The sequence below is a fragment of the Mesorhizobium sp. CA10 genome (assembly GCF_020165285.1).
Taxonomy (GTDB): domain Bacteria; phylum Pseudomonadota; class Alphaproteobacteria; order Rhizobiales; family Rhizobiaceae; genus Mesorhizobium.
Window position 1 is genome coordinate 247,106 of the sequence record NZ_JAIUHV010000005.1, and the last position, 24,078, is coordinate 271,183.

18 protein-coding genes are annotated in these 24,078 nt (G+C 63.0%); 10 read left to right on the forward strand and 8 right to left on the reverse strand.

From position 1 onward, the window contains the following. The first annotated feature begins 45 nt into the window (after positions 1 to 45). From LB535_RS13520 to LB535_RS13545, 6 genes are all read left to right on the forward strand, one after another. Positions 46 to 513: a 6,7-dimethyl-8-ribityllumazine synthase gene (locus LB535_RS13520; RefSeq protein ID WP_224632532.1), complete on the forward strand. Its 468-nt coding sequence runs from the start codon at positions 46 to 48 to the stop codon at positions 511 to 513. 215 nt (positions 514 to 728) lie between these two features. After that, on the forward strand, positions 729 to 1,793 hold the full coding sequence (gene fba, locus LB535_RS13525; RefSeq protein ID WP_041005077.1) for a class II fructose-bisphosphate aldolase: 1,065 nt from the start codon (positions 729 to 731) through the stop codon (positions 1,791 to 1,793). A gap of 144 nt (positions 1,794 to 1,937) precedes the next feature. After that, positions 1,938 to 2,096, forward strand: coding sequence for a peptide ABC transporter permease (locus tag LB535_RS13530; RefSeq protein ID WP_140634712.1), 159 nt, complete (start codon positions 1,938 to 1,940; stop codon positions 2,094 to 2,096). 107 nt (positions 2,097 to 2,203) lie between these two features. Then, entirely contained in the window at positions 2,204 to 2,929 is a 726-nt protein-coding gene (locus tag LB535_RS13535) for an MgtC/SapB family protein (RefSeq protein WP_224632533.1), read from the forward strand. 101 nt (positions 2,930 to 3,030) lie between these two features. Further along, positions 3,031 to 5,031, forward strand: a complete 2,001-nt coding sequence (locus LB535_RS13540; protein ID WP_224632534.1) for a protein-L-isoaspartate(D-aspartate) O-methyltransferase — start codon at positions 3,031 to 3,033, stop codon at positions 5,029 to 5,031. Positions 5,032 to 5,130: 99 nt separating this feature from the next. Further along, positions 5,131 to 5,331 carry a hypothetical protein gene (locus tag LB535_RS13545; protein WP_095768799.1) on the forward strand — a complete coding sequence of 67 codons (201 nt, stop codon included), beginning with the start codon at positions 5,131 to 5,133 and terminating at the stop codon, positions 5,329 to 5,331. Positions 5,332 to 5,353: 22 nt separating this feature from the next. On the opposite strand, the gene LB535_RS13550 is transcribed toward LB535_RS13545, so the two are convergent. Genes LB535_RS13550 through LB535_RS13570 form a run of 5 tightly spaced genes read right to left on the reverse strand, consistent with a single transcriptional unit; the run spans position 5,354 to position 12,779 of the window. Continuing rightward, complete coding sequence (locus tag LB535_RS13550; protein WP_224632535.1) at positions 5,354 to 6,589, reverse strand: VWA domain-containing protein; 1,236 nt, start codon at positions 6,587 to 6,589, stop codon at positions 5,354 to 5,356. Then, a complete protein-coding gene (locus LB535_RS13555) occupies positions 6,582 to 8,840 on the reverse strand; it encodes a DUF5682 family protein (RefSeq protein WP_224632536.1) in 2,259 nt (752 codons plus the stop codon). Before LB535_RS13555 ends, LB535_RS13550 begins: the two co-directional genes overlap by 8 nt. A gap of 3 nt (positions 8,841 to 8,843) precedes the next feature. Then, on the reverse strand, positions 8,844 to 9,923 hold the full coding sequence (locus LB535_RS13560; protein ID WP_140844275.1) for an ATP-binding protein: 1,080 nt from the start codon (positions 9,921 to 9,923) through the stop codon (positions 8,844 to 8,846). A gap of 19 nt (positions 9,924 to 9,942) precedes the next feature. Continuing rightward, positions 9,943 to 11,382: a DUF5691 domain-containing protein gene (locus LB535_RS13565; RefSeq protein ID WP_224632537.1), complete on the reverse strand. Its 1,440-nt coding sequence runs from the start codon at positions 11,380 to 11,382 to the stop codon at positions 9,943 to 9,945. Then, positions 11,379 to 12,779: an SWIM zinc finger family protein gene (locus LB535_RS13570; protein WP_224632538.1), complete on the reverse strand. Its 1,401-nt coding sequence runs from the start codon at positions 12,777 to 12,779 to the stop codon at positions 11,379 to 11,381. Before LB535_RS13570 ends, LB535_RS13565 begins: the two co-directional genes overlap by 4 nt. A gap of 506 nt (positions 12,780 to 13,285) precedes the next feature. On the opposite strand from LB535_RS13570, the gene LB535_RS13575 reads away from it, so the two are divergent. Beyond that, complete coding sequence (locus LB535_RS13575) at positions 13,286 to 16,690, forward strand: acyl-[ACP]--phospholipid O-acyltransferase (RefSeq protein ID WP_224632539.1); 3,405 nt, start codon at positions 13,286 to 13,288, stop codon at positions 16,688 to 16,690. 63 nt (positions 16,691 to 16,753) lie between these two features. Here LB535_RS13575 and LB535_RS13580 read toward each other — a convergent pair whose 3' ends face one another. Beyond that, positions 16,754 to 17,479 carry an SDR family oxidoreductase gene (locus tag LB535_RS13580; protein WP_224632540.1) on the reverse strand — a complete coding sequence of 242 codons (726 nt, stop codon included), beginning with the start codon at positions 17,477 to 17,479 and terminating at the stop codon, positions 16,754 to 16,756. 149 nt (positions 17,480 to 17,628) lie between these two features. On the opposite strand from LB535_RS13580, the gene LB535_RS13585 reads away from it, so the two are divergent. Further along, a complete protein-coding gene (locus LB535_RS13585; RefSeq protein WP_224632541.1) occupies positions 17,629 to 18,525 on the forward strand; it encodes an AraC family transcriptional regulator in 897 nt (298 codons plus the stop codon). 73 nt (positions 18,526 to 18,598) lie between these two features. Here the strand turns inward: LB535_RS13585 and LB535_RS13590 are convergent, their stop codons facing one another. Further along, positions 18,599 to 19,558, reverse strand: a complete 960-nt coding sequence (locus LB535_RS13590) for a dihydrodipicolinate synthase family protein (RefSeq protein WP_224632542.1) — start codon at positions 19,556 to 19,558, stop codon at positions 18,599 to 18,601. A 350-nt stretch (positions 19,559 to 19,908) separates the two neighbouring features. Here LB535_RS13590 and LB535_RS13595 point away from each other — a divergent pair, with 350 nt between their 5' ends. Beyond that, positions 19,909 to 21,645, forward strand: coding sequence for a hypothetical protein (locus tag LB535_RS13595; protein ID WP_224632543.1), 1,737 nt, complete (start codon positions 19,909 to 19,911; stop codon positions 21,643 to 21,645). Next, positions 21,642 to 23,399 carry a hypothetical protein gene (locus tag LB535_RS13600; RefSeq protein WP_224632544.1) on the forward strand — a complete coding sequence of 586 codons (1,758 nt, stop codon included), beginning with the start codon at positions 21,642 to 21,644 and terminating at the stop codon, positions 23,397 to 23,399. The genes LB535_RS13595 and LB535_RS13600 overlap by 4 nt, the downstream gene beginning before the upstream one ends. Positions 23,400 to 23,627: 228 nt before the next feature. On the opposite strand, the gene LB535_RS13605 is transcribed toward LB535_RS13600, so the two are convergent. Beyond that, positions 23,628 to 23,990, reverse strand: a complete 363-nt coding sequence (locus LB535_RS13605) for a hypothetical protein (protein ID WP_224632545.1) — start codon at positions 23,988 to 23,990, stop codon at positions 23,628 to 23,630. Between the last annotated feature and the right edge of the window lie 88 nt (positions 23,991 to 24,078).

The following is a 24,078-nucleotide window of genomic DNA, read 5'->3' on the forward strand; positions in this document are numbered from 1 at the left end:
TGCGTCGTGCGTCCTGATTCTGGTTCGAAACGGAAGGAAGGACCCATGAATCAGCATTTCCCCAAAGACCATACTGCCCGTCGTGTCGCCGTCATCCGGGCGCGCTGGCATGCCGATATCGTCGACCAATGCGTGACGGCGTTCGAGACGGAGCTTGCCGCGCTCGGCGGCTTTGCCGTCGAGGTCTTCGACGTGCCGGGCGCCTATGAGATCCCGCTGCACGCCAAGACGCTTGCCGCGACCGGCCGTTACGCCGCGATCCTCGGCACCGCTTTCGTCGTCAATGGCGGCATCTACCGGCACGACTTCGTGGCGAGCGCCGTCATTGACGGCATGATGAACGTGCAGCTTGCGACGGGCGTGCCGGTGCTGTCGGCGGTGCTGACGCCGCACAACTACCATGACAGCGCCGAGCACCATCGCTTCTTCCACGAGCATTTTACCGTGAAGGGCAAGGAAGCGGCGAAGGCCTGCGTCGAGATCCTCGCCGCGCGCTCACGCATCGCCGCATGAAAGCAAAAACCTAAAGCGTGGAGCCTGAATCCTTTTCAGCGCGACGCGCTTTAGGCCCGGCCGCGGCCGGATTTCAGCCCTGCAACAAGAATTGCGGCCGAAAAGGCTCCGAAAGGTTGCGGTAGCTCCGAAATCCGGCCAGAAGCAACGGGGCCGCCCGACGCCCGGGCGGCCTTTTCAAACACGGGCTCGAACCAGATACGGGAGACTATTCGTTGGCTCGCATCACACTGAGACAATTGCTCGACCATGCCGCCGAACATGGCTATGGCGTGCCTGCCTTCAACATGAACAATATGGAACAGGGCCTCGCCATCATGGAGGCGGCGGAGGAGACCAAATCGCCGGTCATCCTGCAGGCCAGCCGCGGCGCGCGCGCCTATGCCAATGACGTGGTGCTGGCCAAGCTGATCGATGCGCTGGTCGAGATCCATCCCGACATCCCGGTCTGCATGCATCTCGACCACGGCAACAACGAAGCGACCTGTGTCACCGCGATCCAGTACGGCTTCACCTCGGTGATGATGGACGGCTCGCTCAAGGAGGACGGCAAGTCGCCGGCCGACTACGCCTATAATTCCGGCATCACGCGGCGCGTCGTCGACATGGCGCATTGGGGTGGCGTCTCGGTGGAAGGCGAGATCGGCGTGCTGGGTTCGCTGGAGAGCGGCGGCGGCGAGCAGGAAGACGGCCACGGTGTCGAGGGCGCGATCAGCCACGACCAGTTGCTGACCGATCCGGTGCAGGCCGAGCAGTTCGTGCGCGACACGCATGTCGACGCGCTGGCCGTCGCCATGGGCACCAGCCACGGCGCCTATAAATTCTCGCGCAAGCCGGACGGCGCGGTGCTGGCGATGAACGTGATCGAGGAGATCCATCGCCGCCTGCCCAACATGCATCTGGTCATGCACGGCTCGTCGTCGGTGCCGGAGGAACTGCAGGAGATCATCAACAAATATGGCGGCCAGATGAAGCCGACCTGGGGCGTGCCGGTGGAGGAGATCCAGCGCGGCATCAAGCATGGCGTGCGCAAGATCAACATCGACACCGACAACCGCATGGCGCTGACCGGCGCGATCCGCAAGGTGCTGACCGAGAACCCCAGCGAGTTCGATCCGCGCAAATATCTGACGCCGGCGATGGCGGCGATGAAGAAGCTCTGCAAGGAGCGCTTCGAGCAGTTCGGCACCGCCGGCAACGCGCCGAAGATCAAGCCGATCCCGCTGGCCGACATGGCCAAGCGCTACAAGTCGGGCAGCCTCGACCCGAAATTCGGCTGAGCCAACTTTCCCGCGGCCGGTTTTCGGCCGGTCGCGGTAGCCGGCCCTGCCCCGCCTCAGCATCCGCGCGGCGCAACTTCATGCCGGCCAAACCGGTTCCTGCTCTGACGCCTCCAGTGCCCGCTCACAGGGAGGGAGACAACCATGAGCAAGGACCGCGACAGCGAAGGTCCGGTGTTTTCCGGGCAGGACGCGCGACAGGGCGAAATCATCCTGCGCACGCGCACCCGTCGCATCATCTTCATCGCCGGACTGGTCGGCATCGTCGTGCTGGCGCTGGTGCTGAGCATTGCCGTCCGGTGACGGCGTTTCGCGCATGATAGCCTAGCGGCCAGGGAACCATCCGCGGCCAAGCCTAGTTGAGCATTCCAGACGCAACGGAGGGCGCGCTTAGGCTGCCCCGACGGACCATGCTCACGCCGCTTTGCTGCGACATGCCGCTTCATCCGACCTGGCCGGACCTCGTCGCGCGGCTGCTGGTCACGGTGCTTGCAGGCTTCCTCATTGGCCTGAACCGCGAGGCCCGCGGTCATTCCGCCGGGTTGCGGACGACCATCCTGGTCGGCCTTGCGGCCTGCGTCGCAATGGTCCAGGCCAACATGCTGCTCGGTGTCTCGGGCAAAGGACCAGACTCCTTCGTGCGCATGGATGTGATGCGTCTTGCCCTCGGCGTGCTCACCGGTGTCGGCTTCATCGGCGGCGGCGCTATCTTGCGGCGCGGCGATCTGGTCACCGGCGTCACCACCGCCGCCACGATGTGGATCATGACCATGATCGGCCTTGCCTTCGGCGGCGGCCAGTACGGCCTCGGCGCGATCGCAACCGTGCTGACGCTGGTGACACTGCAGGCGCTGAAATGGGTCGACCTCAAGATCCGGCGCGATCACAAGGCAATCCTTTCGGTCTCCTGGCCGAAAAACGCGCCGCCCGACCTCCAGGAAATGGTGCGGCCGCTTGGCTACAGTGCCCGCTTCGTCGGCATGGAGCACGACGCAGACCGTGAGCGCTTTGTTTATTCCTTCAATATTCTGTGGAAGCAGCCCGACGCTAATCCACCTTCGACCGACGTGCTGACGCTTGTCGGCGAGCATTGCGCGGTCGAGCGCTTCGAGGTGATCAGTGAGAAGCCGTTCTAGTGTCGTAACGGAGGATGCTTGAAATCGTCCCGGACATGAAACTTTCCCGCCCGCAGATGGTTCTGGGCAAGATGGTATTTGTCCATGATCGGTAGGCATTGATGGCCGAACTTTCTCTGACGCGTGGCCGGATGGTCGATGTCCAGATCGCCCAGCGTGGAATTCATGACCGCCGGGTCCTGGAGGCCATGCGGGAGGTTCCACGCGAGGTCTTTGTCGACCCCGATTTCGAGGAATTCGCCTATGAGGACACCCCTCTGCCGATCGGCAAGGGTCAGACGATCTCGCAACCCTTCATGGTCGCCTACATGATCGAAGCCGCTGAGATCGATCCTGGCGACCGCGTTCTCGAGGTTGGGACGGGCTCGGGCTACGCGGCGGCGGTGATGAGTCGTGTTGCGGCCAGCGTCTACACGATAGAGCGCCATGCGATGCTCGCCGAAATCGCCCGGCAGCGGTTCGAACGCCTCGGTTACGACAATATCGAGGTTCGCGCCGGCGACGGCACCAAGGGATGGAGCGACGCCGCTCCGTTCGATGCCATATTGGTGGCCGCAGCCGGTCCCGGCGCGCCGCTGGCGCTTCAGGAACAGCTCGATGTCGGTGGCCGTCTGGTGATCCCCGTCGGCAAGGAGGTCGACGACCAGCGGCTGCTGAAGGTCACCCGAACCGGCGCAACGACCTACGAGGAGGAAGACCTCGGTGGCGTGCAGTTCGTTCCGCTCATCGGCGAACAAGGCTGGGCGGAACGGCCTCGATATGGAGCCGATCGACCGGCTGTGGTCACGCCGCAACCGCGCGAAAGAAGCCTGCCGGAGATGATCGCGGCCGCCGCCGAGCCGCTGCCGGATTTCGAAGACCCGGCCTTCGGCGATCTGTTCGACCGCTTCGCGGACCGGCGTGTTGTCCTTCTCGGCGAGGCCAGTCACGGCACCTCCGAATTCTACAGGGCGCGCGGCGCGATCACGCGCCGGCTCATCGAAAAGCATGGCTTCAGCATCGTCGCGGTTGAGGCGGACTGGCCGGATGCTGCGGCCATTGACCGCCATGTCCGCCATCGGCCGCCGCGCGCGGCCACAGAGCCGCCGTTCCAGCGCTTTCCCACATGGATGTGGCGCAACACCGATGTCGACGCATTCGTCGGCTGGATGCGGGATTACAATGGAGGCCTCGACGATGTAAACCGCCAGGCCGGCTTTTACGGTCTCGACATCTACAATATGAGCGCGTCGATTGCGGCCGTCCTGCGCTATCTCGATCAGGTCGATCCGGATGCCGCCGCCGCTGCGCGGCAACGCTATGGCTGCCTGACGCCGTGGCAGAAAGAGCCTTCCACATACGGGCGCGCCGTGCTCACCGCCGGCTATCGCAAATGCGAACAAGCCGTGCTGGAGCAATGTCAGGAGCTGCTTGCAAGGCAGCTCGACTACGCTCGACAGGACGGCGCCGACTTTCTCGATGCCACGCAGAACGCAAGGCTGATCGCAGCCGCTGAACGCTACTATCGCATCATGTATTACGGCGGGGCGGAATCCTGGAATCTCCGCGACACGCATATGTTCGAGACGCTAGAGCATCTACTCGAGGCGCGCGGCTCGGAGTCAAAGGCCGTCGTCTGGGCCCACAACTCGCATATCGGCGATGCCCGCTTCACCGAGATGGGAACGATCAGGCAGGAGTTGAACATCGGCCAGCTCTGCCGCGAGCGCTTCGGCGACCAAGTGGCGCTGATCGGCTTCGGCACCCATTCCGGAACCGTGGCCGCGGCTTCCGATTGGGACGATCCGATGCAGGTCATGCGGGTGCGCCCTTCGCATGTGGACAGCTACGAACGGCTCTGCCACGACAGCGGGGTGTCGCGGTTCCTGCTCGATATGGACCGCGACGCCGCACTGAGACATCGCCTGCTGGAGCGGCGGCTGGAGCGCTTCATCGGCGTGATCTACAGGCCGGAAACCGAACTGCGCAGCCACTATGCCGATGCCTCGCTGCCGAGGCAGTTCGACGCCTTCGTCTGGTTCGACAAGACGAAAGCGGTGACGCCGCTTGGGCCGGAGCATGCCAGGACCGGTGTACCGGAAACCTATCCGTTCGGACTTTGACGAAGTCGGAGTTTCGGAACGGCGCGGCGGCCAAACGCGCTCGGAACATTCGCTTCGGCCAATCAGTTCCTCATCCAGCAATCTTGGAAGGAGCCTGCCATGAGCACCAAACATCTCAAATCGCGCAAACCGAGCGACGCCGATCTGGAAAACAATCCAGGCATCGGAACGTCAAAGGGCAGCATCAAGGAAGGCGATGATCTCGAGCTCGGCGAGAACACGACCGAAGGCGACGTCGAGAACGACACAACGGCCAGTGGCGGAATCAATCCGCGGCAAAAAATGCGCACGAACAAATAGAGTCTAAAGCCAGGCGCGTGCCTCACGCATCCGTTTTTGGCTCTTCCGCGTCGGCGCGAACGAGCTTGATGTCGGCCCCTGCCGCCCAGGCGCCGATGTCCTCGCGGCGCAGCGCCGCCGCCATCATGTCGGGGAAGTGATCCGGCGTGCAGGCAAAGACCGGAATGCCCAGCGCCGCGACCGAGCCGGCCGTGGAAGGTTCGTAGCCGGGGCGGCCCTGGTCGGTAAGCGCGAGCAGCACGACCACGTTGACGCCCGACCGCACCAGCGTCGCCAGCCTTTGCAGAAGCTCCTTGCCGTTGCCGCCCTCGTAGAGATCGGTGATCAAGATGAAATGCGCTTTGGTCGGCCGCTCGATGCGCTCGGCGCAATAGGCGACGGCTTGGTTGATATCGGTGCCGCCGCCGAGCTGGACGCCGAACAGCACCTCGACCGGATCGCTGAGCTCTTCCGTCAGATCGACGATCGCGGTGTCGAAACATACGAGCTTGGTGCGCACGACTGGCAGTGACGCCATCACGGCGGCAAAAATCGAGGCGTAGATGACCGAGCTTGCCATCGAGCCGGACTGGTCGACGCAGAGCGTCACCTCGTCGAGATCGACCAGCCGCCGCTGGCGGCGCATGAAGCCGACCAGCTTTTCCGGCACGACGGTCTTGTGGTCCGGCTGGTAGTGGCGAAGGTTCGCCGTAATGGTGCGCGGCCAGTCGATGTCGCGCTGGCGCGGGCGGTTGGTGCGCCGCGACTTATCGAGCGCGCCACGGATCGCCTCCGCGGTCTTCTGCTCCAGACGTTGCATCAGCTTCGCGACAATATCGGTAATGATCGAGCGCGCGATGTCCTTGGTCTTGTCCGGCATTGCCGAGCGCAGCGAGATCAGGTCGGCGACGAGATTGACGTCGGCCTCGATCGCCTTGAGGAATTCCGGCTCCATCAGCATCTGCTTGAGGTTCAGCCGCTCGAAGGCGTCCTTCTGCACGACCTGCACGACCTGCTCGGGGAAGAAGGAGCGGATGTCGCCCATCCATTGAGCGACGCGCGGCGCCGAGCGGCCAAGCCCGCCACGCCGCTTACGCGGATCGCCGGCGGTGTCGCCGCTGCCGTCGCCATAGAGCGCGTCGAGCGCCGTAGACAGCCGCCGATCCTCGGCCGAGAGCGCCGACGATGTCTCCTCGTCGGCGCCGATCGCCAGCCGCCAGCGACGCTCCCGATTGTCCAGCCTCTGATCGAGCTCCGGCCCAGTCGCTTCGTCAGCCATGGCGGGGCTCCCCTGCGAGCAGCTTTCCAAGAAGGGCAAAATGCCGGCGCCAAGCCTCGCCGCCGTCCGGTGCCGGCGTCAGCCCCGTGGGCAGGCTCGCTCTCTTGCCAAGCACGGCCCCGATCAGGCGCCGGCGTTCCATGCTGTCGAGGTTGGAAAAGACGCGGCGCAGCAGCGGCAGATGCGCCACGAAAGCTTCCTCTTCGAGCGAGGCCAACCAGGCATCGACGGCGCCGCGCAACCCCTCGTCGTAGATCAGCCTCTGGCCGGCGCCGCTGAAAAAGCCTTCGAAGAATGCCGCGGCATCGGCAACGGGCGTCCCCGGCGACAGACGCTTTGCGAGCAGATTAGCGGTCGCTTCGGCGGAGAGCCGGCCGTGCTCGTAGAGCAGATGCGCGGCGCAACCGGCGACGAGCGCCGTCGAGCGCGATGAATCGAGCACGGCAGCCAGACCGTTGCGCCAGGCGTCCAGGACATGCTCGTCCGGCTCGACCAGCCTGATCGCCTCGTCGGCCTTGCGCAACGCAGCCATCAATGCCGCGGCGGCCTGCGCGTCGAGGTCGCGCGCGGCATAAGGCAGCGCGATCGATCCTTCGATGATCAGCCGTTCCAAGAGGCCGGCGAGGCGTTCGGTCTCGGTCTTGCGCGCCTCGCCGTAGCGGATGATGTCGGCCAGCGGCGGTACCGAGGCCAGCAGCTCCAGGCACTCGCTGCTGTGCGCCGCCTTTTCCTCCAGCGCCGCGAGCCCGGCGGCGGACGCCTCGCTCAGCCCCGCCGTGATCGCGTTTTGCACGAGTGTGGCAAGCGTATCCAGTGTCGCGGCCGCGCCGATCATCTGGATCAGGCGGCCATTGGCGGCCTTCTCGATGGTCGGCCCATAGACCAGGTTCTCGACCAGGCGAACCGCATATTCCGGTTGCCAGGCCAGCATCCAGCGCTCGCGGAACGTGCCGCGACTGCGGCCGACATCCGTCAGCCTGCCCCAGTTGACGCCAAGCACATTCAGCCGGTGCAGCAATGTCGAGCGGAAGAGCCCGCTCTCGCTGCGCAGGTCTACGGAAAGTTCCCGCTCAAGGGCCTCGGGCTTCAGCCGGGCCGCCTTCTGGTTGCGCTGCAGATCATCGATCAGTGGGGCAAGCGGCGTGTCTGGCGGAATCTCGCCGACATCGGCGCCGAGCAGCAGCTCGGCCTCGACCATCTTCCACAGCAAAGCCTCGCCGTTGAAGAGCGCTGAGACCGAGGCGTCGCGCAATTCCTCGAAGCCGGGCTTCGGCCGCTCGCGGATAGCGGCGAGCGCGCAAGCGAGGCGCTCTGCCTCGATCAGAGAGGCCGTGGAAACCATATGGCCCTTACCCCGGAGCACCGCGGCGATCCGCGCCAGCCAAAGGACCGAGGCGTCATCGCGCCCGCGCGTCGCCCACAGATGCTTGCACCAGCCGGGAGCGACGACGCCGGCGCCATAGCCATAGCCCAGCGCCAGGCGCGGTCCGGTCCATGGCGCGAAGGTCATCGTGGTCTTGCGTCGGCCGATGCCCTTGAGCAGCGCCTGGTCGCTCTTTTGCGTGTGCGCCGCCCGAAGGGCCGGCACGTGCCATGCGCCGCAGACGACGGCCAACGGTCCGTCGAATTCCTTTCGCGCAGCGGCGATCTCGAGACGCATATGGGCCTCGCGCATCGCCTCAAAGCTGCTGATCGCGCCCTCGCCGTCGCGCAGTGTCGTCATCGCGTCGGCAATGGCCGCGAAGATCGGGCCGGGTGCAGGATTCTGCTCGATGATATCCGACCACCAGCTCTCGCCGTCCTCGTAGCCGGCGGCGCGCGCCAAGGTGCCGATCGGATCTCGGATGCGTTCGGCCTCCTCGCCCTGCTCTTCCGTCGCCTCCGCTTCGGCCCCATCGGCGTCCGTCGCACTTTCAGCCGCCTTCTCGGCCAGCCGCACCGCCGACGGCAGGTCGATGAAGCGAAGCGCCGCTTTGTTGGCGACGGCCCACAACGCCGCCTGGTACTCGGGCGAGAATTCGGCAAAGGGCCAAAAGCTCGTTGCCGCGGGATCATCCTCGGGATAGCAGAGCAGCGCCACCGGCGGCTTCATGTCGGGGCTGGCGAGCAGCGGCAGCAGCGGCGTGGCATCCACCGGCCCCTCGATCAGCACGGCGACGGGCCGCAATTCCTGCAACGCCTTGACCAGGCTCTCGGCGGAGCCCGGCCCGTGATGGCGAATGCCGAAATAGCTGATGCCGTCCTCAGTCATCGCTCAGATGGCCGCGTTGAGCGCCGCGTAATAGCCGGCATAGTCCGGCCGCTTCTTGAGCACCGTCTCCAGATATTCCTCCAGCACCACCTTGTCTTGCACCGGATCCTTGACGATGGCGCCGACGAGGCTCGAGGCAAGGCCCGCGGCATGAAGCTTGCCGTCGTCGAACCAGGCCGCCTGACTGAGGCCGCCGACCATCGTGGCGATCGCCTCGGCGGTGGACAGCGAGCCCGACGGCGTCTTCAGCGTCACCTTGCCGTCGGCGGTGGCGCCCGAGCGCAGCTCACGGAAGATGGTGAGCACGCGGGCGATCTCCTCGCCGACATTCTTCGGCACCGGCAGGTCAAGCCCGCCGGCCATCTCGCCGACGCGCCGGGAGACGATGGAGACTTCCTCGTTCATGTCCTCAGGCAAGGGCAGCACCACGACATTGAAGCGACGCTTCAGCGCCGAAGAGAGCTCGTTGACGCCCTTGTCGCGGTTGTTGGCCGTGGCGATGATGTTGAAGCCGCGCTGCGCATAGATCGAAGTGTTCAATTCCGGCACCGGCATCATCTTTTCCGAGAGCACGGTGATCAGCGTGTCCTGGACGTCGGAGCCCATGCGCGTCAACTCTTCCAGGCGACAGAGCTTGCCGTCCTGCATGGCGCGGTAGAGCGGGGTCGGCACCAGCGCCTCCTGGCTCGGGCCCTTGGCCAGCAGCTGGGCATAGTTCCAGCCATAGCGGATCTGGTTCTCGTCGGTACCGGCGGTGCATTGCACGACCAGCGTCGAGTTTCCCATGATGGCGCCGGCGAGATGTTCCGACACCCAGGATTTCGCCGTCCCGGGAACGCCGAGCAGAAGCAGCGCCCGGTCGGTAGCCAAAGTGGCGACCGCCGTTTCCATCAATTGCCGGCGGCCGACATATTTCGGCGAAATCACCGTGCCGTCGCTGGCCTTGCCGCCCATCAGATAGGTGAGCACTGCTTTGGGCGAGAGGCTCCAGCCGGCAGGCTTCTGACGGTCGTCGCCGCGCGCCAGCGCCTGCAGTTCCGACGCATAGATTTCTTCGACCGGAAGGCGGATGGCTGCGTTCATGCGATCGTCTCCAGTTTGATCATCTGTGGGATTGGTTCTGGGCAAGCGCCGCGTTGAGCCGCAGCAGACCGAGCGATGGGGATGCGGGCGGCAAGCCTGCGGCAACGACCTCGCCGATTAATTTTTCCGCCGTCGCCGCCGTGGCGAGAAAACCCATAGTTTCGAGATACTGCTCGGCGCTTCGTTTCATGATGTCGTTGTCACCCGAGACGGCGGCACGCAGCGCCGAAAGCGTCTTGCCGCTTGTGAGGTCGCCCCATTCCAGCCAGCCTGCTTCCGCGCCTTCGACTAGGGTGAGCGCGGCCAGATTTTGCGCGTCATTCAGGATCTGCCTGATCAGGAGACGTTTCCTGCCGCCGTCCAAACGCAACATGAGCTGGAGGACGAGAAGCGCCAACCTGCCGCCGGCGGCGACGAGCAGGTCCGCCAAACAAGCCACCGCCGCATCGCCGCCGGACGCCGAGACCATTCGAACGAGAAAGAGGTCGGCATTGTCATCGACGCCAAACTGCCATGCTCCGATGAAATCGGACTCCGTCTTGCCGAAGTGAGCGACGAGATCGCCGAAATAACAGGACGCGAACAACTCGGCGCGACGTGCCTGTTGCGCGGGCGACTTGATTTTTATCGGCGTATAGGTGGTGCGGCGCCGGATGAAGCCGGATTTGCCTTCCTCGATGAAAGCGGCGAGCTCGGCTATCGGATTCTCCGGCCCGCCATCAGTTGGATTGCCACGTTCGCCCAACCTTGCCAGGAGCCGGCCGGCCATTTCGCGCACTTTGCCGGAGCGATCGGCAGACAAGCTCTTCAGAAACGGAACGTCATCGGTACCAAGGCCGAAACGCATGAGTTCGACAAGTGGAAGCCTGACCTCCGCCGGTTCGCTTACCCCTTTGGTCTCGATGAGAGTCCGCGCCAAGGCGGGCCTGGTGCGCCGTAAATCAATCAAGGCAATACGGCGGGCGGCTGGATAGAAGTCGTCCCAGGTTTCGGCCGTCAGTTGCTCGCGGCCGGACCGTTTTTCGCCTTCGGCGCCTGCCTGCCAGTCGACCCACGGCGCATAGACATCAGGGCTTTCCTGATCCGTCACAGCGGGCATCCAGTCCATCGGATGCAGCACGAAGCCTCGGCTGGCGACGAGCGTGGCCACGCGGGTCTTGAGCCTCGCATCGACTGCATATTTCAGTGCGGCACGCAGCGACGGCCGCAGCCGTTCAGGAAGCATCGGCAAGGCCAGCACCGGCAGTGGCGGACGACGTTTCAAGGTTTTCGGCGCCGCCGGGCGAAGCGCGACATCCAGCGCCTGCGCGGCAATGGCCAGCAGCCGCCGCTCCTGCTCGTCCGGGTTGGCCGCCGCCGCGACTTCCTTCCATTCGGCGGGAGCGAATTCGAAAGCAGCGCCGCCGGAAATCCAGCCGTCGAGGAGCCTCGCCAGCCCTGCCTGATCGAGCTCGTTCACGACAGGTCGAGCCTCCCCATGCTGCTTTGCGAAGCCAGAAGCTCGAGCCTCGCGCCATTCCAGAGCGCGGCCGTCGCCGCGAGGTCGAGACCGAGCAAGGTTTGATCGACCGAACCCGCGACAGGCAAGGCGATGCCATGCGGATCGTTCGCCGCCTGCCACCAGGCGCCGTCCCGTTCGTCCAGCGCGATCACGCCGGCCGGCAGGATGAGCGGGCAATCGGACAGCCAAGGCGTTTTGTCCTGGAACACGGAATAAGCGGCGAGCGGATCGGCTTCGGCGCCGCCGGCGAACGCCGGCCATGCGCCAGGCGACGCGTCGCCCAGCCGCTCCGCGACCAGCGCCCTGAGCGGATTGCGGGATGGGTAGAACACCAGCCTCGCCTTGAAGCGGTCTCCGGCGGCAAAAGCGCCGGAGCGCCGCCCCGCCGATGCCGGGAAGAAATCGAGCAGGAGCGCAAATCGTGCAGTTGGACTCCTGAGATCGAGCAACCAGGTGGCGTGGCTCACAAGGCCGTCGCGGCGCGCCTCGATCTTTTCGCCAAGCACCTCCCAGTCGCTCTCGACCTGTACGGCATCGGGGTTGGCGAGGATCTGGTCGCGCGTCTCCGACGTCGAGACCAGGCGCTTCAATTCGGCATCATCGGGCGCGGCACGCCAGGCCTTGGCGAGCAGCACCAGCTTGCCGAGCTCGCGGATCGCGGCGTCCGGGCGCTCCTCGCCGCGCAGCGCCATCAGCCGCGCCGGCAACTCGTCGATGCGCCCGGCGAGCGTTGTCGCCTTCAGATCGACAAGACGCGCCGCGATGCGGCGGCAGCGTTCACTGCTGGCGTTGACAAAACCGGCGAGACCGAGCCGAAGCTGGTCGGCGATCCATTGGTCGAGCTCATCGAGCGCCGCAGAAACCGCGCTGCGCGTGTCCTCGGCCCGCTTGCGCTGCGCGGCCTCGCGGCGTTCGGCGGCAGCAGCGTCCTCAACAGGAGCGGTCTCTTCCGGCCGCGATGCCTCGTCGATGCTTTTGCCTTCCGCGCGCGCGGGCGCTTGCGCCGGCGGCTGTCCTGGCTTGCGGCGCCGGTCGAGCCAGTCGTTCACCCAGTCGGACGTCTGGTCGACACGCGCGAAGCTGTCGGGCGCCGTGGCACCGATCCACGCCAACGCCAGTATGTGCTTGCACGGAAATTTTCGCGACGGACAGGTGCATTTATAGCCGTGATCCGAGGTGTCGAATGCGACCCGGTACGGGTTGGATCCTGAGCCCTGGCATTCGCCCCAGATGAGCGGAAGCTGTTCATGTGCTTCAAGCCTAGGCCAGTTCGACCGCCTGGTCAGCTTGGCCGCGGCGCCAAGCGAAGCCTGATCGGGGGCCAATGCCTCGATTGTCTTCAAATCCAGCTGCAAGCCGCGTGCCTCTCACCACCCCGAAGCAATGACGTCGGAACGATTGATAGCCGTTTGCGGCGCGCCGGTGTAGCTCCAGCCGCCGTAAAATTTGAGAACCTGTCTAACGTTCCGTTGCTCTCCTGAGAGTGCCGGCCAGGCCATTTGTGAACATCGTTCATTTTTCTGTTGAACGTCGTTCACGATGTGCTATGATGCATTTGTGAACAGCGTTCAAGGCGATGTATCCGGCCTGAAACAGACCGGCGCCGATCCGGCTTAACGCTGAAACGAAAGGATCATATCGATGCTCGCCGACAGCCAAGCCCGCAAACAGTCAAGCGCCTGGAAGGCCTGGAGGCCGATCATGAACGAGAGATTCCAGGCGCCAAGAACAAGAAACAAATGGTTTGGATTGAATCGCAGTAACGAAGTTTAACGGCTTCCCGATAAACAAGGCTCAAACCGCGCAAGTGTCCGCTCAGTCCAATCGGATTGCCAGCCGGACTTGCCCAATGGAAATTGCCATGAACACCCATCTGATGATGTCGCGGCGCTTCGCGCCTCTCTTCTGGACGCAATTCCTCTCAGCCTTCAATGACAATTTCCTGAAGAACACGCTGGTGTTCCTCATTCTCTTCACGCTTGCCAAGGACCAGGCCGCGTCGCTGGTGACGCTGGCGGGGGCTGTCTTCATGGCGCCCTTCCTACTGCTTTCGGCGCTTGGCGGCGAGATCGCCGACCGCTTCGACAAGGCGCTGATCGCGCGGCGGCTGAAGTTCACCGAGATCGCCGCCGCCGCCGTCGCCGTCGCCGGCATCGCGCTGTCGTCGATCCCGGTGCTGATGACGGCGCTGTTGATGTTCGGCACCATCTCGGCGCTGTTCGGGCCGATCAAATACGGCATCCTGCCGGATCATCTCGAGCGCAAGGAACTGCCAAAGGCCAATGCCTGGATCGAGTCGGCCACGTTCGCAGCGATCCTCGGCGGCACCATCGCCGGCGGCGTCGTCTCCGCCGATGGCATCGGCGTTTGGGTGTTCGGACCGATCATGATGGCGCTGGCCGTCGGCTGCTGGTTCGTCAGCCGCTATATACCGTCCACCGGTTCGGCCGCGCCCAACCTTGCCATCGACAAGAACATCTTCCGCTCGACCTGGCGGCAGGTCGCCGACTTGCGCACCGACACGCGCATCTGGCGTGCCGGCCTGATGACCTCCTGGTTCTGGCTGGTCGGCGCGATCGTGCTTTCGATCCTGCCGACGCTGATCAAGGACTCGCTCGGCGGCAACGAGATCGCGGTCACCGCCTATCTTGCCGTGTTCGCCGTCTCGATCGCCATCGGCTCGGCCATCGCCGCCTGGATGTCGCAAGGACGAATGGTGCTGCTGCCGGCGCCGGTCGGCACGGCGCTGCTGGCGCTGTTCGGCCTGCATCTGGCCTGGACCATCGGCAGCATGCAGCCTTCGCCCAAGGCCGAGACGCTTGCCGCCTTCTTCGCCGGCCCGAACACCATCCGCGTCGCCATCGACCTCGCCGGCATGGCCATCGCCGCCGCCTTCCTGGTGGTGCCGACCTTCGCCGCCGTGCAGGCCTGGTCGCCGGAAGCGCGCCGCGCCCGCGTCGTCGCCGCCGTCAGCATCGTCAATGCGGGCTTCATGACCGTCGGCGGCATTCTCGTCGCGGCCATCCAGGCTGCGGGCGTCTCGATCGCCGGCATCCTGTTCGGCCTTGTCGCGGCCAATGCCATCGCCGCCTGGCTGATGCTGAAATATCTGCCGACCAACCCCTTCCGCGACTTCGTCTCTATCCTCTTCCGCGCCTTCCTGCGCCTGGAGATCGAGGGCATCGAAAACCTCAAGGCGGCCGGCAAGGCGCCGATCCTGGCGCTCAACCATGTCAGCTTCCTTGACGGTCCGCTGGCCCTGACCCTGACCGACGAGGAACCAGTCTTCGCCATCGACTATACGATCGCACAGGCTTGGTGGATGAAGCCGTTCATGAAGCTTGCTCGCGCGCTGCCGCTCAATCCCGCGAAACCTATGTCGACCCGCACACTGATCAAGATCGTGCAGGGCGGCGACCCGCTGGTCATCTTCCCGGAAGGCCGCATCACTGTCACCGGCGGCCTGATGAAGGTCTATGACGGCGCGGCCATGGTGGCCGACAAGACCAGCTCGATGGTGGTGCCGGTGCGCATCGAGGGGCTGGAGAAGAGCTACTTCTCGCGACTGACCTCGCAGCATGTGCGCCGCCGCCTGTTCCCGAAGGTCAAGGTGACCATACTGGAGCCGGTGAAGCTCGAAGTCGCGCAGGAACTGAAGGGCCGCCAGCGTCGCGCCGCGGCCGGCTCCGCGCTCTACCAGGTGATGTCGGACCTGGTCTTCCGCACCCAGGATATCGGCAAGACGGTGCTGGAGAAGATCATCGAGACCGCCAACGAGCGCGGCATGAAGGAGCTCGCCGTGCAGGATCCGGTTACCGGGTCGCTGAGCTACGGCAAGCTGCTGACGGCCGCCGCCGTGCTCGGCGAGAAGTTTGAGCATCTCTATGCCGGCCAGCAGACATTGGGCATCATGCTGCCCAACGCCAACGGTGCCTGCGCGGCACTTCTCGGCGTGATGTCGGCCGGCAAGGTTCCGGCGATGATCAACTTCACCGCCGGTGCAGCGAACATCCTGTCGGCCTGCAAGGCGGCCGAGGTGCGCACCGTGCTCACCTCCCGCGCCTTCGTCGAACAGGCAAAGCTCGGGCCGGTGGTGGAGGAGATCGGCCGTTCGGTCGACATCGTCTGGCTCGACGACCTGCGGGCCACGATCGGCCTCAAGGACAAGCTGCTCGGCCTGCTCCGCAAGGCGACCCCGCGGGTGGCGCGCAAGGCGGACGATCCGGCCGCGATCCTGTTCACCTCGGGCTCGGAAGGCACGCCCAAGGGCGTGGTGCTCACCCACCGCAACATCCTGGCCAATGCCGCCCAGGCCGCCTCGCGCATCGACTTCCATTCGGGCGACAAGGTGTTCAACGTGCTGCCGATCTTCCACTCCTTCGGCATGACGGCGGGCACGGTGCTGCCGCTGATCTCCGGCGTGCCGGTCTATTTCTACCCCTCGCCGCTGCACTACCGCATCGTGCCGGAACTGATCTATGCCTCGAACGCCACGATCATCTTCGGCACCGACACCTTCCTGTCGGGCTATGCCCGCACGGCGCATCCTTACGACTTCCGTTCGGTGCGCTACTGCTTCGCGGGCGCCGAGCCGGTCAAGGCCGCCACGCGCACGACCTATATGGAGAAATTCGGCCTGCGCATCCTGGAAGGCTATGGCGTGACCGAAACCGCGCCGGTGATCGCCATCAACACGCCGATGTACAACAAGTCGGGCAGCGTCGGTAAAATCATGCCCGGCATGGAGTACCGCCTCGAGCCGGTGCCCGGAGTCGACGAAGGCGGCCGGCTCTTCGTGCGCGGCCCGAACGTCATGGCCGGCTATCTGCGCACCGAGAATCCGGGCGTGATCGAGCCGCTCGCCGATGGCTGGCACGACACCGGCGACGTCGTGACCGTCGACGACGCGGGCTTCATCTCGATCCGCGGCCGCGCCAAGCGCTTCGCCAAGATCGGCGGCGAGATGGTCTCGCTTGCGGCGGTCGAGGCGCTGGCGGGCGAACTCTGGAAAGGCTCGCTGTCGGCCGTCGCCACGATGCCGGACGCGCGCAAGGGCGAGAAGCTGATCCTGATCACGGAAGCGCCCAACGCCACCCGCGCGGACTTCCTGGCCTTCGCCAAGGCGAACGGCGCCATGGACCTGATGGTGCCGGCCGAAGTGCGTGTCGTGGCGAAAGTGCCGGTGCTCGGTTCCGGCAAGCTCGACTTCGCCGGCGTGACCAGGATGGTGCGCGGCGAGGAAGACCTGAAGGTCAAGGCCGCCTGACCGTGGGCGCGAACAGGCCGGCAACAAGCTCCGGCCTGTTCATTGCCAGTCCCTGCCGTTCACTCACATGTTGGCGGCGGTCGGGCGCACGATCACTTCGTTGACGTCCACGCCGTCGGGCTGTTCGAGCGCGAAGCGGATCGCGCGGGCAATGGCGTCCGGCTTCAGCGACTTTTGCCGCCACTCTTTCAAAGCCGCTGCCACCTGCGGGTCGCTGATGTCGTCGCCCAACTCGGTCGCTGTCACCCCGGGGGAGATGATCGTGGCGCGGATGTCGTCGTGCTCCTGCCGCAGGCCTTCGGTGATCGCCCACACCGCATATTTCGTGCCACAGTAGACCGCCGCGGTGGGCAGCACGAGATGCGCGCCGACGGACGCCACGTTGACGACGTGCCCGTTTTTCTGCGCGACGAAGCGCGGCAGCACCGAAGCGATCCCGTTCAGCACGCCGAAGATGTTGACGTTTATCATGCGCGCCCACTCATCGCGCTTCAGCGCGGCAAGCGGCGACAGCGGCATGACGCCGGCATTGTTGACCAGCGCATCGATCCGTCCGAATTGGGCATGAGCGGCATCGACGAAAGCGTCGAAGCTCTCGGCATCCGTTACGTCGAGCTCGCGCCAGGCGACGCGTTCACCGATTTCCTCGGCCAGCGCCTTCAGACGCTCGGCGCGTCGGGCTCCGATGAACAGTCTGGCGCCGGCCGCGGCAAGCTCTCGCACCGTCGCTTCGCCGATGCCGCTGGATGCGCCGGTGATGAGTACAACCTTGTCTTTCAGTCCCGTCATGATCGTTCCTTTTTGGCTTGCGGTGACGGGATGGAAAATGGCGCCGCACAGGCGAAGACCGGTAGCGTGATCGTCCAAAGAGCTTGCACAATCCTCCAAACGAGGCGGACAAGCCTTGCAACATTCCGCGTCATGCAGATTTATGCGGCATGGAAAAAATCACCGAACTGGCCGGGCTGATTGCCCGGCATGCCAGGGGTCCCGGCATTTCAAGCACCGCGATCCCCCGGCTGACGCTCATTCGTGCCGACCGGCCCAGCGCGCCGGTGCCGGCGGTCTATGAAGCCTCGCTTTGCATAATAGCCCAAGGGTCGAAGCGCGTCTCGCTGGCAGACCAGAGCGTGGTCTATGATGCATCGAGCTATCTTCTTGTTTCGGTCGACCTGCCTCTGGTCGGCCATGTTCTCGAGGCCAGTCCGGCCGCACCATATCTATGCTGCAAGATCGACTTCGACCTCGCGGCACTTGCCGATCTGCTGGTGACGGAGCGGCGGGCTTCTGGCGAAAAGGACTTGCCTGTGCTTGCTGTCTATCCAAGCGACCCGGACCTGATCGATGCCGCGGGCCGATTGGTGAAGCTGCTCGATCGCCCCGAAACCGTCGATGTTCTGGCCCCGCTGATAGAGCGCGAAATCCTCTACCGTCTGCTTACCGGTCCGCATGGCGCAACGCTTCGTCAAATGGGAACCGTGGACAGCCACCTGAACCAGGTGAGCCGCGCGATCGCCACCATTCGGAACGGCTTCCAGGCGCAATTGCGGATCGACGAGATTGCCGCGGCGTCAGGCATGAGCGCGTCGTCGCTTCATGCTCACTTCAAGGCGATCACGCGCATGACTCCGCTGGAATATCAAAAGCAGCTACGCCTGCAGGAAGCGCGAAGGCTGATGCTGGCCGACGGGGCCAACGCCGGCACGGCCGGTTTCGCGGTCGGCTATGACAGCCCGTCCCAGTTCAGCCGCGAATATCGGCGCCTGTTCGGCGCCCCGCCCCGTCAGGACATCGAGCGTCTTCAAGCCGTACCCGGCTCGGCCACGGCCTATTGAGGCTTTGGCCGAACGGGGTGCAGCTGTCAAACAGGCCCTGGATCGCCGGAGACTTTGCGCCGGACCGATCGGCTCAGGCAGCGTATCTTGCCATGACGGGCTGCCTCGACCACTGCGCATACCAGGTGTCGAAGAGCTTGAGCTGCTGCTCGGCATAACCGCGCTGGCTGTCGCTCAGCGCGTCCGTCTCGTTGAAGTGCAACCTGTATTCGGGATTACCCTTCAGCACCATCATGTGCTTGAAATAGAGCACGAGGTCCGGTCCCTCGTCGAAAGAGGACAGCACGGCCAGCGCCGCGTCCAGTTCCTGCGCCAGCCGGCGCGCTTCGGCATCGCCCTTCGCCGCCGCCTGGCTGAGGCCCACGAGATGCAGCACTTCCTTGGGCAGGACATTGCCGATGCCGGTGATGGCTCCCGAAGCGCCGCAATTGACGAAGCCGTGGAAGACGGCGGTGTCGACGCCGATCATCAGCGCAACGTCATCGTCGCGGCTGGTTATGTTTTCCGCCGCGTAGCGTAAATCCGCCGGGCCGCCGAACTCCTTGAAGCCGACCAGGTTGGGATGCTCGGCGCGCAGCGCGAAGAACAGGTCGGCGCGCGTGGCAAAGCCGTAATAGGGACTGTTGTAGATGACGGCCGGCAGGTCGGGCGCGGCGGCAAGGATCGCCTTGAAATGATGGCGCTGCGCCGTCACCGACGGCCCGCGCGAGAGCACGCGCGGTATCACCATCAGGCCCCGCGCGCCGACCTTTTGCGCGTGGGCGGCGTGCGCCACGGCGCTGGCGGTGTTGACCGCGCCGGTGCCGACGATCACCGGGACGCCGGCCTTCACCAGGCGCTCGACGCCTTCCATGCGCTGCGCGTCGGTCAGCAGCGGCCAGTCGCCCATGGAGCCGCAATAGACGACGGCCGACATGCCGGCGGCGATCAGCTCGCGCCCCTTGCGCACCAGCGCGTCGAAGTCGGGAAGTCGGTCATCGGTGCAAGGCGTCATCAGCGCCGGCATGCAGCCGGAAAAAACATTGGCGGTCATCTTCGAAGTCTCCTTGAGGCAGGCATGCGGAACGGCCAGTTTGGCCCGGCGCAGCACCGCTTGCCAAGCGGATACTTGAGGCCGATCGCACCCAAACAGACACTGCGAAAATCATTGCTACCTCACCGCGTAAGGAGCGCCTAGGCGTCGATGGGCCGGCAGGCGCCGCATCTGCCGTTGAGGCTGCGGCGGACTGTCGACACGCCGGCGGCGGGATTGCCGAAGATGGTGCGTAACACAGGATAATTTTATTCCGGGGGAAACCTCAGACAGAAGATGGAAATGCCGAGCAATGCCATCTATTTAAGAACATATATGGGACTCAATTTCATCGGTTGGGGCATAGCTATTTGATACTTAAGGACAAGATAATAGCGCAGTACGCTACAGGTGATCTTCTACAGCTATTCGTTGAGCAGATTCGTGGTCACCGTAGCGACGAAATTGGTGCGGCGTTTCGCTCAGCACTAATAGAGCTGCACAACACCGGTATGATTGACGTGCTCCAGCCCGCACGTGAGATCGTAGTATCGCCAATTTCGCAGCAAGATTTTTTTCTAGTTCAAAGCGTCTACAGTGAAATCATCCCCCAGATAGTGGACACTGCGCCAGCGATGCTGGCGGCAGTAAAAGCGCTGGTTAGACGCGGTGGCGAAGATTTAGCCGCAGGCTGGCCCAATAGCGCTTTTCGAACCTGGGCAGAAAGCGGTGGTCGAGCGCGCGAGGTAGTCACATTAGTGGATCCCTCCGATCCAGAGGACGGCGCCTATGTCTTTCTGGCATTGACGGCACTGGCTAAAACCGAGCCTCAAGCCGCGCTAGACCAAGCTATTGCCTTTCTTTCTGGACATGACCTTCCAGCGCAGTTGGGAGCGACGAAGGCGATCGGCGGCATTCCAATTGGTCCAGCGGAGGAGCGAATGCGCGCCTTTGACGCCCTCGAAGCCGCCCGCAAAGTTGCAACCAGCGATGACTTACTTGGTCAGATTGTTGCCACGGCCGCGGAGATCGCACGCAAAGTGCCTACAGAAGTTCCTTCGGCGCTTCAGTTGATTTATGCAATCGCTGAGAACGCGGGCGACCATACGATTCACCGCGCCGTGTCAACGTTGATGTTTGAAGGCGGTGATTTACCTCCTGCGATCTTAACAGCACTAACAAAAATCGCGCGTAAAATACGCATCGAAAACAAGGGGACGCTTGAGCGTCTCGACAGCGCGGCCGCAAGACTACTCCGCGACGGCTTAGTCGACGAGGCACTCGCACTAATCGTTCCTATTGTTTCCGCGCATGAGGAGTTAACCTCTCTTGAACAACTCGATACCTTTGCGCATGGTCTTCTAGAGCTTGAGAATGAGGGCTTGGCCCGCATCATTGTCATTTGGCTGATCAGCCTCGAGCGAAATCTTGGCGAGGCAGCTCGCAATCTCCTCGGCTATCATCATGGCGACGCGCTAGTCCTTGAGTTCGATGCAGCTGTGTTTACTCTTACAGACGATGAAGCAATCGTTCTGGCTCATAGGTCGATCGGTTATCTTTTTTTGCATCCGATCGCCGCTGCCTCGATCGCCTTGTCGTTAGCTCGAAAGGCCTCAGGCAAGGCGCAACAAGCAATCGAAGAAATTCTTTTTGAGCCACTACTTATAAATTTTTCAGGCGATCTGTCGGAGTGGTTGAAAACAAAGGCTGGCGATATCAGCGATCCTGCGCGTCCTCTGATTGAACGCCTTCTAAGCCGCCTCGATCGTTATCTCGATGGCCTCCGACAAGTGGGCCGGATCAACGAATTGCATCCATCTGAGCGCGAGCGGATGATCGATCGCCATAGACAGCATGAACTGATGAATAAGGCGCACAAAGAGGCGGAGAAGAAATCGGTCCTCATGTCTATAGTGACACGGTCAGTATTAATCTACGGCACTCGGTCGATCAGCTATTTCATCGATCCAAGCGGGAAAAAACATCGTAACGAGATGCAGTTGCATAGTTTTAGCCACAATATCGAAGCGCCTCGACTCGACATAATTGAGCCATTTGAGCTCGACTACACCCTGCGAGTTTTCCGAGCCATGAAGATCGCCCCATGAAGCTGGTGATCCTTGAATATCTTTCGTCACTACGTGAACGCGGCGAGTTAGACGCTATCCTTCCTGATCTGCTCTCGGAACTTGGCTTTACCGTTTATTCACGACCTGGTCGGGGTACTCGTCAGTATGGGGTCGATGTGGCTGCCGTCGGTAACGGGCGTGATGGGATCCGACGTGTCCATCTGTTTTCAGTTAAGTCCGGCGATCTTGATCGCACAGAATGGAATACTGCGTCCCCGCAGAGCTTGCGGCCATCGCTTGACGAGATTCTTGATGTCTATGTGAACAGCCGTATACCGCCCGAATTAGCTGATCTGCCCATCGCAATCTGCCTCTGCTTTGGTGGTGCGATAGATGAGCAGGTGCGCGCCGAGGTAACGGGTTACATTCGCCGGAATACGACTGAGAAAATTAGCTTCGAGGAATGGAGCGGTGACTTTTTAGCGCAGGTGATCCTCGACGGCATCCTCCGTGAGGATTTACTGCCAAAAACATTGCGGAGTCACCTGCGTAAGGCTGTTGCGATGGTCGAGGAACCCGACATCGCGATGAAGCATTTCGAGCAGCTGCTACACGCGCTGATTGCCAGAGCGAGAGATCGCGCGGCGGCGCGGCTCTCCCAGGCACGTCTAATCAACATCTGTTTGTGGATCATGTTCGTCTGGGCGCGTGAGGCTGACAATGTGGAAGCGCCTTACCGCGCAAGCGAGCGTGCCCTGCTTTTTGTTTGGCATTTACTTCGCATCGATATCGCCCGAACAGGGCGAACGGCCGAACAAGCAAGCCTCGTTTTGAACGAAATCATAGAACTTCATTTCGTCATATGGGATGAGCTATTTACAAAAAAAATCTTGCCGTTCGCGCATACGCGCCACGCTTTATCCACAGCAGTCAACTCCCATACGTCAATCGATATTAATCTAAAATTGTTCGAATTGGTTGGCCGACTTGCACTCCGGGGGCTCTGGATGGTTTGGCAGTTGTCGCCAGGCCAGCAGCCAGTGGAAATCACTGACTATTCGCTAGCAGGCCAACCATCTGCGCTTGCCGACGTTAACAAGGCTTTAGTCAAGCAAATCGATGCTTTATGCGATCAGCTAGTTGGGATCATCTCTAATAATCGTGCACTTTTGTCGCCGATTGCTGATTGGCAGGCAATTGATATTTCGATTGCGTTGACGTTGTTGGCAGCGCGAAGGAGATTCCACCCGGCGATAGATCAATGGATTCAAGAGCTAACTAGTCACACTATCTTCGCATTTCTGGCGGACGGCGCGTATCCCACAACCAGTCGATCGTATTGGGATCTCGTTGAGCATTCCACCAAGCGTGGCGTAGAGCACCGCCGTCAATCGACAGAAGGCAGCATTCTTTATCCGCTGCTGGCGTTGTGGGCCGCAGCTCGCGGCAATCAGAAAGTGATCGACGAAATTGCGGCCTTCAAAGCAGCTGAACTCAGTCACTGTACCTTCCAGACTTGGCTCCCGGATCAGGATAGCGAGGCAATGCTCTATCTTGGCCGCATAGACCACGGAGCTGCTTTAACAGAGATTCCAGTGACCGAGGGCACGAGGGACACGCTGAACTACATATTCGATGAGGTCAATGTAAACGGTCACTATGACGCGTTGTCGGTCAATGAGTTTGGCCATTGGCCGATTCTACTCACGGCCTGCCGAACCTACCGCTTGCCGATACCTGCGCATGTTTGGCGAGACCTTTTCCCGACGCTCGATGCTAGCTCTGCAGACTAAGTCTGATTTGGATTGAGACCGCACCCATCGCCCTCCTGCTTGGGTCTGGGCGATAAGGGCTTGTAGGTCCCGTTCTTGAACGCGTTGACCTCCGCCGTGGCGGCGTCATAGGCCACGACCTTCACCCGCCCGCCGCACCCGACAGGAACAGCATCGCCAGAATGATCAGCTCCGAACCCTGCATCATCGCGGACATTCCGGGTTCGACCGCCTATGCGGCCGGAAGTCTCACGTCTTCCACATTGTCGAGCGCAGAAGGGCCTGCATGTGTTCTGGCAGGTCGAGCTCGCCGCGCGCCTCGATCTCCAAAAGGTATCGGGCCTTGGCCAGGCGGTCGCCTTGCTTGACCGCCCGATAGGCGCAGATGGCCAGCAGCGCCCTCTCCTCCTCTCGCCCGGCCTCGATGTGGTCACGGCTATGGCTGCCCTTTTTGTGGACGGCCTTGCCGAACGCTGCGTACGCTGCCTTGTGCGCCTCAATCAGGGCGAACAGGTCATTGGATGGTTGCCGGTCACGCCTCAGCGCCTTCGTGCTGTGACCGTTTGCTGCGACGGTCGAGGCGACGACCGCGCAGCCGGAGTGAAAGAGCAAGGCGCGGCGGCTGATCCTGGACGTGGCGAACTCTCCTCTTCACTTCACGGCAGGCCCGAGCGGATGCCGTGAACATCACCAACACCGT